The following is a 12,548-nucleotide window of genomic DNA, read 5'->3' as shown; positions in this document are numbered from 1 at the left end:
CTATGCAAACCTGCGTCGCTGCGCTCCGACTGCCTGTCCAAGTGGATGTGGATCAGGTGTCCAAGTGAGCGTGGAATGACTGTCCAGATGATCGTGGATTGAGTGTCCAAGTGTCGTGGAATCCGCAGCCTGATGTTCGGTTTCGGCGGGATTGGCGCGGCGTTACTGGGGCATCTGGCGGACATACAGGGTATCGAATACGTGTACTACCTGTGTTCGTTCCTGCCGTTGTTTGGGGTGTTGGCGATCTTCCTGCCGCGTACCAAAAAAGCCTGATCCGGCAAATCCTCTGTAGGAGCGAGCTTGCTCGCGATGGTGTGTCAGTCAGCGCGTGATTGTCTGATAGACCATCGCGAGCAAGCTCGCTCCTACAGTAGATCGGTGGTGTGGCGGATGGTTGTTTCAGGCACAAAAAAGCCGCGTATCAAACGCGGCTTTTTCTTGGGCGGTGTGGCTTACACGTTGAAGCGGAAGTGCATCACGTCGCCGTCTTTGACGATGTAATCCTTGCCTTCCAGGCGCCATTTACCGGCTTCCTTGGTACCGGCTTCGCCCTTGTACTGGATGAAGTCGTTGTAGGCGATCACTTCGGCGCGGATGAAGCCTTTTTCGAAGTCGGTGTGGATCACGCCAGCGGCTTGCGGTGCGGTGGCTCCGACGCGGACGGTCCAGGCGCGGACTTCTTCGACACCGGCGGTGAAGTAGGTCTGCAGGTGCAGCATTTCATAGCCGGCGCGGATCACGCGGTTCAGGCCAGGCTCTTCGAGGCCCAGGGCTTCGAGGAACATGTCTTTTTCTTCGCCGTCATCGAGCTCGGCGATTTCCGCTTCGATCTTGTTGCACACCGGTACGACCACGGCGCCTTCTTCTTCGGCGATGGCGCGTACAACGTCCAGGTGCGGGTTGTTCTCGAAACCGTCTTCAGCGACGTTGGCGATGTACATGACCGGCTTGGTGGTCAGCAGATGGAAGCCCTTGATCACCGCTTTTTCGTCGGCACCCATGTTCTTCATCAGGCTGCGCGCTGGCTTGCCTTCGGTGAAGTGGGCGATCAGTTGCTCCAGCAGGCCTTTCTGGACTACGGCGTCCTTGTCACCGCCTTTGGCGTTACGCGCGACTTTCTGCAGTTGCTTTTCGCAGCTGTCGAGGTCGGCGAAGATCAGTTCCAGGTCGATGATCTCGATGTCGCGTTTCGGGTCGACGCTGTTGGAGACGTGAATCACGTTTTCGTCTTCGAAGCAGCGGACCACGTGGGCGATGGCATCGGTTTCACGGATGTTGGCCAAAAACTTGTTGCCCAGGCCTTCACCTTTCGACGCGCCGGCAACCAGGCCTGCGATGTCGACGAATTCCATGGTGGTCGGCAGGATGCGTTTTGGATTGACGATGGCAGCCAGGGCATCCAGGCGCGGATCCGGCATCGGCACGATACCGCTGTTAGGCTCGATGGTGCAGAAGGGGAAGTTCTCGGCCGCGATCCCGGACTTGGTCAGGGCGTTGAACAGGGTGGACTTGCCGACGTTAGGCAGGCCGACGATGCCGCAATTGAATCCCATGGTGTTTCCCCGAGGAGTTAGAGTCAGGCCTTCTGGCTGTGCAGGGTTTTCATCGCGCGGTTCCATTCCCCGGCGAGGATATCCGGCAGCACGCCGAGGGCAAAGTCGATGCTGGCATCGAGTTTTTCCTGTTCGGCGCGTGGCGCACGACTCAGGACGAAGTTTGAAACCATACTGGCAACGCCCGGGTGGCCAATGCCAAGCCGCAAGCGATGAAAGGTATTCTGATTGCCCAGTTGCGCGATGATGTCGCGCAACCCGTTGTGACCGCCATGGCCGCCGCCCTGTTTGAGCTTGGCGACGCCGGGTGGCAGGTCGAGTTCGTCGTGCGCCACGAGGATTTCTTCAGGCGTGATGCGGAAGAAACCTGCCAGAGCTGCTACGGCCTGGCCGCTACGGTTCATGTACGTGGTGGGAATCAGCAGACGAACATCCTGACCCTGATGCGAATAGCGCCCGGTCAGGCCGAAATACTTGCGGTCCGCCACAAGGTTGACGCCTTGTGCGTTCGCGATGCGCTCAACAAAAAGGGCCCCTGCGTTATGCCGGGTCTGTTCGTATTCAGCGCCTGGATTTCCCAGGCCAACGATCAGTTTGATGGCAGTCACGATAGGGGCCCTTCATTGGAGTGGTGGATAACATCGCCGCAATCAGGGAGAGCGGCGAAAGTGGACGAAAATAGCTCATTTACCATGATGTAAACTCCGCGTTCTCGCCCGCTTTCTCGCTATGCTCTAGTCCGCGATGTTTCCGGTCACTCCGGCGTACAGAGTAAAATTACTCTGCAGCGCCTTCTGCAGCTTCTGGAGCAACACGTGGAGCGTGGACGTTGGCAACAGCCTTGTCATCGCCGTGTGCCAGGGCCACGAACTCAACGCCTTTAGGCGCCTTGAGGTCCGACAGGTGAATGATCGAACCGATTTCAGCGTTAGCCAGGTCGACTTCGATGAACTCAGGCAGATCTTTCGGCAGGCAGGAAACTTCGATCTCGGCAACAACGTGCGAGATTTCGCCGCCTTTCTTGGTCGGTGCTTCTTCGTTGATGAAGTGCACTGGAACGACAGCGGTCAGTTTCTGGCCAGCGACTACGCGTACGAAGTCAGCGTGCATCACGTGGCCTTTGGCCGGGTGACGCTGCAGGGCTTTGATCACGACGTTCTGCTTGGTGCCACCAACGTTCAGCTCGATGATGTGGCTGTAAGCCGCTTCGTTTTCGAGCAGTTTGGCAACTTCTTTGGCCAGCATGCTGATGGATTCAGGGGCTTTTTCGCCACCGTAAACTACAGCTGGAACCAGGCTTGCGAGACGACGCAGGCGGCGGCTCGCACCTTTCCCCAGGTCGGAACGCACTTCAGCATTCAGGGTAAAATCGTTCATGTTGTATCTCCAAAATAACCACATTCGCCCCAGCGTTTGCGACCAGCGCTAAAGGCGATATGGGCAAAAAAGCCCCGCCCCGACAGGAATGCCGGGGCGGGGCGCTTTTCGTCAACGAGACATTTCGAGAAGGGCAGGGCCCTTAGCGGAACATCGCGCTGATCGATTCTTCATTGCTGATGCGGCGAACCGCCTCGGCAACTACCGGCGCGATATCCAGTTGACGGATACGCGAGCAGGCTTGTGCAGCAGCGGACAACGGAATGGTGTTAGTCACCACCAGTTCGTCCAGCATGGAATTTTCGATGTTTTCGATCGCCCGACCGGACAGCACAGGGTGTGTGCAGTAGGCGAAAACCTTGGCAGCGCCATGCTCTTTCAAGGCCTTGGCCGCATGGCACAGAGTGCCGGCGGTATCGACCATGTCATCGACCAGAATACAGGTACGCCCTTCGACATCACCGATGATATGCATCACTTCAGAGTGATTGGCTTTCTCACGGCGTTTGTCGATGATCCCGAGATCCACGCCCAGGGATTTGGCAACGGCACGTGCACGCACGACGCCACCAATGTCCGGGGACACGATCATCAGGTTTTCGAAGCGCTGATCTTCGATGTCATCCACCAGAACCGGGGAGCCGTAGATGTTATCTACCGGAATATCGAAGAAACCCTGGATTTGGTCAGCATGCAGATCAACCGTGAGAACACGGTCGATGCCGACTACGGTAAGCATGTCAGCCACGACTTTCGCGCTGATAGCCACACGTGCGGAACGCGGACGGCGATCCTGACGGGCATAACCAAAGTAAGGAATAACAGCAGTGATACGAGTAGCCGAGGAGCGGCGGAAGGCATCAGCCATCACAACCAGTTCCATCAGGTTATCGTTGGTCGGAGCGCAAGTCGGCTGAATAATGAAGACGTCTTTACCGCGGACGTTTTCATTGATCTCGGCTGTAATTTCGCCGTCGGAGAATTTACCGACAGAGATGTCACCGAGAGGGATATGCAGCTGACGTACGACACGCCGAGCCAGATCGGGGTTAGCGTTCCCCGTAAAGACCATCATCTTGGACACGCGCAGTACCTGAAGGCTGAGGGTAACCTGGATGAGTATAGGAAAATGGCAGGGGCGGCTGGATTCGAACCAACGCATGGCAGGATCAAAACCTGCTGCCTTACCGCTTGGCGACGCCCCTGTATCTGTTGCAACGATTACCCAGTAATCGGTTCCTTTAGAGCAGACTTCGCAGCTTGCGATGCAACATCGAAACGTTGCTTCCTTTTGCTACAAAACCTGTAAGGGTCTCTGTCAGAAGGGCCGAGACTTTATCAGCTTCAGCTTTGCTTGGGAAGCCCCCAAACACACAACTTCCAGTTCCGGTGAGTTTTGCTTCGGTAAATTTACCTAGCAAATTCAAAGCGTTACGTACCTCTGGGTAACGCCTTGTTACCACCGGCAAGCAGTCATTTCGACTGTTTCCCTTGGGAACGGGGCGCACTTTAATGGGAGGAGTGTTACGTGTCAACAACGGATCTGAAAAAATTTCTGCCGTACTTACAGATACTTGCGGCACCAGCACGAGATACCACGGTTCTTCCGGGTCGACAGGGGTCAGTTTTTCCCCCACGCCTTCGGCGAAAGCCGCGTGGCCACGTACGAAAACCGGGACATCGGCGCCGAGCGTCAACCCCAGGCCAGCCAGGCGATCTTCATCCCAGCCCAATTGCCACAGGTGATTGAGGCCGAGCAGAGTCGTTGCGGCATTCGAACTGCCACCACCGATACCACCGCCCATGGGCAGGATCTTGTCGATCCAGATATCGACGCCCAGCGAGCAAGCGGATTGCTCCTGAAGTTTTTTCGCGGCCTTGACGATCAGATTGCTGTCGTGGGGGACGCCCGGGAATTCGGTGTGCAGCCGGATGACACCGTCATCGCGCAGGGCATAGGTAATTTCGTCGCTGTAATCGAGAAACTGAAACATCGTCTGCAGTTCGTGGTAGCCGTCTTCGCGGCGCCCCAGGATGTGCAGCATCAAATTGAGTTTGGCTGGCGAAGGCAGTGTCAGGCGATTGTCTGGCATTTCACTGCCCCAATTTGCGCGGTTGCCAAGCCTTGATCACCAGCGTGACATCCAGGTCGGTGCCATGCAGTTTGATCCGTTCGGGCAGCCAGTAACCGTTCAGTTGGGTATATTCGGTGTACTCGACTTGCCAACCGTCCTGTTCGAGACTGGCCAAGCGACTGTCGCCGTCCAGCGTCAGACGGCTTTTGCTGTCCGGAGCCGGGAGCCCGCGCACCCACCAGGCCAGGTTGGACACCGGCAATTTCCAGCCCAGCTGTTCTTCGAGCAGCACTTCCGGATTCGGTGCGTCGTACCGTCCCTGATTGGCGACTTCCAGCGACACCTTGCCCGGACGTCCGGTCAGGCGAGCTGCGCCACGGCCCAGTGGTCCGGACAGGCGAATGTCGTAGTAATCCTGACGCTGCAACCAGAACAGCGTGCCGCTGCCCGAATCTTTCGGTGCGCGAATGCCGATCTTGCCGTCGATCTGCCAGCCATCAAGGCCCGCAAGCTGCTGTTTGTGCTCTCGCCATTGGGCGGGGTTGCCGTGACCCTCGACTGATTCGCGGGGACCCAGGCCCGCGCAACCGGCGAGCAGGGCGATAAAACTGAAAACGATGAAATGGCGCAAAAACATAATCTTAAAGAGTCTCTGATCCGGTCAGGCGTTTGATGGTGCCGCGCAGGGCCGGGCTGTCGGGTTGTTCCTTGAGGAACTTGCCCCAGACCTGTTTGGCTTCGCGCTGTTTGCCGTTGGCCCACAGGACTTCGCCCAGGTGAGCGGCGACTTCCTGATCGGGGAAGCGATCCAGGGCTTGACGCAACAGGCGCTCGGCTTCATCGAGATTGCCCATGCGGTAATTCACCCAGCCAAGGCTGTCGAGTACCGCCGGGTCTTCCGGACTGATCTGGTGCGCCTGTTCGATCAGGGCCTTGGCTTCGGCGTAGCGTGTGGTGCGGTCAGACAAGGTGTAGCCGAGGGCGTTCAATGCCATGGCATTGTCCGGGTCGCGCTTGATGATCGCGCGCAGGTCTTTTTCCATCTGCGCCAGGTCATTGCGTTTTTCCGCCTGCATGGCCCGGGTGTAGAGCAGGTTCAAATCGTCCGGGTATTGCTGCAAGGCTTGTTGCAGAATTTTCCAGGCCTTGTCGCCCTGGTTGTTGGCGGACAAGGTTTCGGCTTCGATCAGGTACAGCTGAATCGCATAATCGGGCTGCTCATCGCGCTCTGCCGCCAGCTTTCTTTGCGCTTCGGCGGTCCTGCCGTTGTCCATCAGGATGTCGGCCTGGCGCAATTGCGCCGGCAGGAAGTCACTGCCCGGGCCAACCCTGGCGTATTCGATCAGCGCGCCTTGCGGGTCGTTTTGTTCTTCGGCAATGCGACCGAGATTCAGGTGCGCCGAGTCGACGTGGCTTTCCCGGGCGATCAGGTCTTCCAGGTAACCCTTGGCCTCACTCCAGGCCTTGGCTTCCAGGCAGACCAGTGCCAGGGAGTAACGCAGTTCGTCGTCCTCCGGGTATTGCTGAACCAGGCTCGAGAACTCGGCCTTGGCGTCGTCCATACGGTTCTGCTCAACCAGCATCCGCGCATAAGTCAGGCGCAAGCGCTTGTCGTCCGGGTATTTCTTGATGCTTTTTTGCAGCAGCGGCAAGGCCTCGTCACCGCGATTGAGGGTTTGCAGCAGGCGTGCGCGCAGCAGAATCGGGGCAATTTCGCCGTCGTCCGGCGGATTGTTTTCCAGCAGCTTCAACGCGCCTTTGGTATCGCCATCCTGCTGCATCAGCAGCGCCTTGCCGAAAATCAGCTGGCTGTTGTCCGGATGACGCTGCAACAAACGGTCGAAGCTTTTCATCAAGCCGTTGCGGGTGTCCTGGTCGGTGTCGGCCGCGGACAGCGCGAGGAAGTCGAAATGCGTGTCGCCCTTGCCTTGCAGGACTTTCTCCATATAGACCATGGAGTCGTCATAACGCCCGGCGCGTGCCAGCTGCACGGCGGCGGCGCGTTGCGCTTCGAGGTCGTTGGGGGCGTTTTTGGCCCAGATCAGCGCAGTGTCCAGGGCTGCCTGATCGGCGCCCAGATATTCGGCGATACGGAATGCCCGCTCGGAAATGCCCGGATCCTGGGTGTTGATGGCCTGGGTCACATAGTTGTCCAGGGCAATGTCGTAACGATTGCGCTGGCCTGCCAGTTCGGCGCTCAACAGGCTGAAGATGGTTTCCTCGCTGAATGAGCTGTAGACCTTGGGCTTTTCAGGGGCCGGGGTGCTGTCTTCAACCGGCGGCGTATGGTCCGACGGTACGGGTGCCAAAACCTGGCAGCCGCTGAGGAAGACAAAGGCGAGGAGCAACGCGGAGGATCTATTCATATAGGAAGAGGACGACTAACCTGCGGTCGGATCATCATGACACAAGCGTTCGGCCAAACATAACCGGCCCGCCATTTTCGCATGCACACGGTCCCTGTAGGAGCTGGCTTGCCAGCGAAGGCGATGGTCCAGTCGACAGATTGGTTGTCTGTCCTGTCGTTTTCGCTGGCAAGCCAGCTCCTACAGGGATCGATGCGTGCACATTGACTGTGTGTAAACGAGAATCGCTCGCAACGTCGACGTTGTCTACCGGCGCGATAGATATCGAGTGGTTGTTCTGATTCCGTCGAAGTAGGACAATTACCGGCTTCACGTCACCATCAGCGACTTTGAATGGCCTTCCTTGCACTCGGTATTAACCACAAGACTGCTTCAGTAGACGTCCGCGAGCGCGTGGCTTTTACCCCTGAGCAGCTGGTTGAGGCCTTGCAGCAGCTCTGCCGACTCACCGACAGCCGCGAAGCTGCGATCCTCTCCACCTGCAATCGCAGTGAACTCTATATAGAACAGGATCACCTGTCGGCGGACGTCGTGCTGCGCTGGCTGGCCGAATATCATCATTTGAGTTATGACGAGCTGCGCGAAAGCGCCTATGTGCATGAAGATGATGCGGCAGTTCGTCACATGATGCGGGTCGCTTCCGGGCTCGATTCACTGGTGTTGGGCGAACCGCAGATTCTCGGCCAGATGAAGTCGGCCTATGCCGTGGCCCGCGAGGCCGGCACCATCGGGCCGTTGCTCGGGCGGTTGTTCCAGGCCACGTTCAATGCGGCCAAGCAGGTGCGCACCGACACAGCCATCGGCGAGAACCCGGTGTCGGTGGCGTTTGCCGCGGTGAGCCTGGCCAAGCAGATTTTCAGCGACCTGCAACGCAGCCAGGCCTTGCTGATTGGCGCCGGAGAGACCATCACCCTGGTCGCCCGCCATCTGCATGAGCTGGGTGTAAAGCGTATCGTGGTGGCCAACCGTACCCTGGAGCGCGCCAGTATCCTGGCCGAACAGTTCGGTGCGCATGCGGTGTTGCTGTCGGATATTCCGGCGGAGCTGGTGCGCAGCGATATCGTCATCAGTTCCACTGCCAGCCAATTGCCGATCCTGGGCAAGGGTGCAGTGGAAAGCGCCTTGAAACTGCGCAAGCACAAACCGATCTTCATGGTCGATATCGCCGTTCCGCGTGACATCGAGCCAGAAGTCGGCGAGTTGGACGACGTTTACCTCTACAGCGTCGACGATCTCCACGAAGTGGTCGCCGAGAACCTCAAGAGCCGTCAGGGCGCAGCCCAGGCCGCCGAAGAGATGGTCTCGGTCGGCGCCGAAGACTTCATGGTCCGCCTGCGTGAATTGGCGGCGGTGGACGTACTCAAGGCCTATCGTCAACAAAGCGAGCGCCTGCGCGACGAAGAGCTGCAAAAGGCCCAGCGCCTGTTGGCCAACGGCACCAGCGCCGAAGAAGTGCTGGTGCAGTTGGCGCGCGGCCTGACCAACAAACTGTTGCACGCACCGAGCGTGCAGTTGAAAAAGCTCTCTGCCGAAGGTCGCCTGGATGCGCTGGCGATGGCCCAGGAACTCTTTGCCCTCGGTGAGGGCTCATCGGATAGCTTTTCGGATAAAAAACCGCAATGAAAGCGTCACTGCTCAATAAGCTGGATATCCTCCAGGACCGTTTCGAGGAATTGACTGCCCTGCTGGGCGACGGCGAGGTCATTTCCGATCAGAACAAGTTCCGCACCTATTCCAAGGAGTACGCGGAAGTCGAACCGATCGTGGGCGTCTATAAAGAACTGCTGAAAGTGCAGGATGACCTCGAAGGTGCCCAGGCACTGCTCAAGGACAGCGACCCGGACATGCGTGAAATGGCCGTGGAAGAAGTTCGCGAGGCCAAGGAGCGCCTGGTCACGCTCGAAGCCGACCTGCAGCGCATGCTGCTGCCCAAGGACCCGAACGACGGGCGCAACGTGTTTCTCGAAATCCGTGCCGGCACCGGCGGCGACGAGGCAGCGATTTTCTCTGGCGACCTGTTCCGCATGTATTCGCGCTACGCCGAGCGCCGTGGCTGGCGTGTGGAAATCCTCTCGGAAAACGAGGGTGAACACGGCGGCTACAAAGAGGTGATTGCCCGGGTCGAGGGCGACAACGTCTACGGCAAGCTCAAATTCGAGTCCGGTGCGCACCGCGTGCAACGGGTTCCGGCGACCGAATCCCAGGGCCGCATCCACACGTCGGCCTGCACCGTGGCGGTATTGCCCGAGCCGGACGAGCAGGAAGCGATCGAGATCAACCCGGCCGACCTGCGCATCGATACCTATCGCTCCTCCGGCGCCGGTGGCCAGCACGTCAACAAGACCGATTCCGCTATCCGCATCACCCACTTGCCATCCGGCATCGTGGTCGAGTGCCAGGAAGAACGTTCACAGCACAAGAACCGCGCCCGGGCGATGTCCTGGTTGTCGGCCAAGCTGAACGATCAGCAGACCTGCGCCGCGGCCAACGCCATCGCCAGTGAGCGCAAGTTGCTGGTCGGTTCCGGTGATCGCTCCGAGCGCATCCGCACCTACAACTTTGCCCAGGGCCGGGTCACCGACCACCGCGTCAACCTGACCCTGTATTCCCTCGACGAGATCCTCGCCGGCGGTGTGGAGGCGGTGATCGAGCCGTTGCTGGCCGAGTACCAGGCCGATCAACTGGCAGCGATAGGTGAGTAAATGACGATCATTGCCAGTTTGTTGCGCGCCGCCGATTTACCCGACTCGCCCACGGCGCGTCTGGATGCCGAATTGCTGCTGGCGGCGGCGTTGGGCAAGTCTCGCAGTTTCCTGCACACCTGGCCGGAGCGCATCGTACCGAGCGAAGCGGCGCTGACGTTCGCCGAGTATTTGCAGCGCCGTCGCAACGGTGAGCCGGTGGCCTATATCCTCGGCCAGCAGGGTTTCTGGAAGCTGGATCTGGAAGTGGCACCGCACACATTGATCCCGCGCCCGGACACCGAATTGCTGGTGGAAGCCGCGTTGGAGCTGTTGCCGGCCACACCGGCTAAAGTGCTCGACCTCGGCACCGGCAGCGGCGCGATTGCCCTGGCCCTGGCCAGTGAACGTCCGGCCTGGAGCGTCACTGCCGTGGACCGGGTTCTGGAAGCCGTGGCCTTGGCCGAACGCAATCGCCAGCGCCTGCACCTGAACAACGCCACCGTGCTGAGCAGCCATTGGTTCAGTGCCCTGGAAGGTCTGCGTTTTCAACTGATCATCAGCAATCCGCCCTACATCGCAGCGGCCGATCCGCATCTGGTCGAGGGCGATGTGCGCTTTGAACCAGCCAGCGCCCTGGTGGCCGGTGTCGACGGGCTCGACGATCTGCGTCTGATCGTCGCCCAGGCGCCGGACCATCTCGATGCTGGCGGCTGGCTGATGCTCGAACATGGCTATGATCAGGCCGGGGCGGTCCGCGATTTGCTGCTGACCCGCGGATTTGAAGAAGTCCACAGCCGCACCGATCTGGGCGGTCACCAACGCATCAGTCTGGGGCGCCTGCCATGCTGAATGATCAGGAATTGCTGCGTTACAGCCGGCAGATTCTGCTGCAACACATCGATATTGACGGTCAGTTGCGGCTCAAGGAAAGCCGCGTATTGATCGTCGGTCTTGGTGGCCTTGGCGCGCCAGTGGCGCTGTATCTGGCGGCGGCCGGCGTTGGCGAGTTGCACCTGGCGGACTTCGACACGGTCGATCTGACCAACCTGCAACGCCAGATCATTCACGACATCGACAGTGTCGGCATGACCAAGGTCGATTCGGCGCTCAAGCGCCTGAGCGCGATCAATCCTGAAATTCAACTGATCGCCCATCGCGCGGCACTGGATGAAGACTCCCTGGCTGCCGTGGTGGCAGGCGTGGATCTGGTCCTCGATTGCTCTGACAATTTTTCCACCCGTGAAGCGGTCAATGCCGCATGTGTGGCGGCCGGCAAACCGCTGGTCAGCGGCGCAGCGATTCGCCTCGAAGGGCAGCTGTCGGTGTTCGATCCGCGTCGACCGGAGAGTCCGTGCTACCACTGTTTATACGGGCACGGCAGCGAAGCCGAATTGACCTGTAGCGAGGCCGGCGTGGTCGGTCCGTTGGTGGGGCTGGTCGGCAGTCTGCAAGCGCTCGAAGCACTGAAGTTGCTGGCCGGATTCGGCGAGCCGATGGTGGGGCGCCTGCTGTTGATCGATGCCTTGGGCACGCGCTTCCGTGAGTTGCGGGTCAAGCGCGATCCGGGTTGCAGTGTCTGTGGGTCGAAACATGCGTGAAGCGCCGATTGGCGTGTTCGACTCCGGTGTCGGCGGGCTCTCGGTACTGGCCGAGGTCCAGCGTTTGTTGCCCAACGAGACGGTGATGTACGTCGCCGATTGCGGGAATATTCCCTATGGCGAGAAAACCCCGGAATTTATCCGGCAGCGTTGCAGCGTGATGGCCGACTTCTTTCAGCAGCAGGGTGCCAAGGCCCTGGTGCTGGCTTGCAACACGGCGACGGTGGCTGGCGTCGCCGACTTGCGCCGTGACTATCCCGAATGGCCCATTGTCGGCATGGAGCCGGCAGTCAAACCGGCCGCCGCCGCAACCCGCTCTGGCGTGGTGGGGGTGCTGGCCACCACCGGCACCTTGCAGAGCGCCAAGTTCGCCGCATTGCTCGACCGCTTCGCCACGGATGTGAAAGTGATTACCCAGCCGTGCCCCGGGCTGGTTGAACTGATTGAAAACGGCGATCTGCGCAGCTCCGAGCTGCGTCAGCTGTTGGCCGGGTATGTCGAACCACTGCTGGCCGCCGGCGCGGACACCCTGATTCTCGGCTGCACCCATTACCCTTTTCTCAAGCCGATGCTCCGGCAGATGATCCCCGAGGACATCAGCCTGATCGATACCGGTGCCGCCGTCGCGCGGCAACTCCAGCGGCTTTTGGCCGAAGGCGAACTGCTCGCCGAGGGGCCTGCCCGTGAAGCGCAGTTCTGGACCAGCGCCGACCCGGTTCATTTCAGAAATATCTTGCCGATACTGTGGAATACGGCTGGCATTGTGCGAAGCTTCAACAGGTAAGAAAGTCCAAAGGAATCAAACGAAAAATTGGGGTGAACTTCTGATAAATCGCCGATTTCCATAGCTTTGCAGGGTTGAGCAACAAAAAAAACCAAATGAAATTGTTCG

At 59.2% G+C, this 12,548-nt stretch carries 12 protein-coding genes, 1 tRNA gene and 1 pseudogene; 6 read left to right on the top strand and 8 right to left on the bottom strand.

Annotated features, from left to right (window positions below; all coding sequences use genetic code 11):
- Positions 1 to 129: 129 nt before the first annotated feature.
- Positions 130 to 276, top strand: a pseudogene (locus KGA83_RS16990) (MFS transporter); the annotation flags it as partial.
- Positions 277 to 455: 179 nt separating this feature from the next.
- Here KGA83_RS16990 and ychF read toward each other — a convergent pair.
- From ychF to KGA83_RS16950, 8 genes are all read right to left on the bottom strand, one after another.
- Positions 456 to 1,556 carry a redox-regulated ATPase YchF gene (gene ychF / locus KGA83_RS16985; protein ID WP_108214855.1) on the bottom strand — a complete coding sequence of 367 codons (1,101 nt, stop codon included), beginning with the start codon at positions 1,554 to 1,556 and terminating at the stop codon, positions 456 to 458.
- 23 nt (positions 1,557 to 1,579) lie between these two features.
- Positions 1,580 to 2,164, bottom strand: a complete 585-nt coding sequence (gene pth, locus KGA83_RS16980; protein WP_108214856.1) for an aminoacyl-tRNA hydrolase — start codon at positions 2,162 to 2,164, stop codon at positions 1,580 to 1,582.
- Between the two features lie 169 nt (positions 2,165 to 2,333).
- The gene (locus tag KGA83_RS16975) at positions 2,334 to 2,933 is read right to left on the bottom strand and encodes a 50S ribosomal protein L25/general stress protein Ctc (RefSeq protein WP_108214857.1); all 600 of its coding nucleotides are present in this window, start codon (positions 2,931 to 2,933) and stop codon (positions 2,334 to 2,336) included.
- A gap of 142 nt (positions 2,934 to 3,075) precedes the next feature.
- Positions 3,076 to 4,017 carry a ribose-phosphate pyrophosphokinase gene (locus tag KGA83_RS16970; RefSeq protein ID WP_003208392.1) on the bottom strand — a complete coding sequence of 314 codons (942 nt, stop codon included), beginning with the start codon at positions 4,015 to 4,017 and terminating at the stop codon, positions 3,076 to 3,078.
- Positions 4,018 to 4,063: 46 nt separating this feature from the next.
- A tRNA-Gln gene (locus tag KGA83_RS16965) sits at positions 4,064 to 4,138 on the bottom strand.
- Between the two features lie 36 nt (positions 4,139 to 4,174).
- Positions 4,175 to 5,026 (bottom strand): 4-(cytidine 5'-diphospho)-2-C-methyl-D-erythritol kinase, encoded by an 852-nt coding sequence (gene ispE / locus KGA83_RS16960; RefSeq protein ID WP_223530264.1) that lies wholly within the window; start codon positions 5,024 to 5,026, stop codon positions 4,175 to 4,177.
- 1 nt (position 5,027) lies between these two features.
- Positions 5,028 to 5,645, bottom strand: coding sequence for a lipoprotein insertase outer membrane protein LolB (lolB, locus tag KGA83_RS16955; protein ID WP_108214859.1), 618 nt, complete (start codon positions 5,643 to 5,645; stop codon positions 5,028 to 5,030).
- A gap of 4 nt (positions 5,646 to 5,649) precedes the next feature.
- The gene (locus KGA83_RS16950; RefSeq protein WP_108214860.1) at positions 5,650 to 7,374 is read right to left on the bottom strand and encodes a tetratricopeptide repeat protein; all 1,725 of its coding nucleotides are present in this window, start codon (positions 7,372 to 7,374) and stop codon (positions 5,650 to 5,652) included.
- Positions 7,375 to 7,707: 333 nt separating this feature from the next.
- Here KGA83_RS16950 and hemA point away from each other — a divergent pair, with 333 nt between their 5' ends.
- Genes hemA through murI form a run of 5 tightly spaced genes read left to right on the top strand, consistent with a single transcriptional unit; the run spans position 7,708 to position 12,440 of the window.
- Positions 7,708 to 8,997 carry a glutamyl-tRNA reductase gene (gene hemA / locus KGA83_RS16945; protein WP_218426648.1) on the top strand — a complete coding sequence of 430 codons (1,290 nt, stop codon included), beginning with the start codon at positions 7,708 to 7,710 and terminating at the stop codon, positions 8,995 to 8,997.
- A complete protein-coding gene (gene prfA, locus KGA83_RS16940; protein ID WP_108214862.1) occupies positions 8,994 to 10,076 on the top strand; it encodes a peptide chain release factor 1 in 1,083 nt (360 codons plus the stop codon). The genes hemA and prfA overlap by 4 nt, the downstream gene beginning before the upstream one ends.
- Complete coding sequence (gene prmC, locus KGA83_RS16935) at positions 10,077 to 10,907, top strand: peptide chain release factor N(5)-glutamine methyltransferase (RefSeq protein ID WP_108214863.1); 831 nt, start codon at positions 10,077 to 10,079, stop codon at positions 10,905 to 10,907. It begins immediately after the preceding gene.
- The gene (locus KGA83_RS16930) at positions 10,901 to 11,656 is read left to right on the top strand and encodes a molybdopterin-synthase adenylyltransferase MoeB (RefSeq protein WP_108214864.1); all 756 of its coding nucleotides are present in this window, start codon (positions 10,901 to 10,903) and stop codon (positions 11,654 to 11,656) included. Before prmC ends, KGA83_RS16930 begins: the two co-directional genes overlap by 7 nt.
- The gene (gene murI, locus KGA83_RS16925; RefSeq protein ID WP_108214865.1) at positions 11,649 to 12,440 is read left to right on the top strand and encodes a glutamate racemase; all 792 of its coding nucleotides are present in this window, start codon (positions 11,649 to 11,651) and stop codon (positions 12,438 to 12,440) included. Before KGA83_RS16930 ends, murI begins: the two co-directional genes overlap by 8 nt.
- Positions 12,441 to 12,548 lie beyond the last annotated feature (108 nt).

The organism is Pseudomonas sp. GL-R-19, from assembly GCF_019956375.1.
Taxonomy (GTDB): domain Bacteria; phylum Pseudomonadota; class Gammaproteobacteria; order Pseudomonadales; family Pseudomonadaceae; genus Aquipseudomonas.
This window is presented reverse-complemented; position numbering and strand designations above follow the sequence as displayed.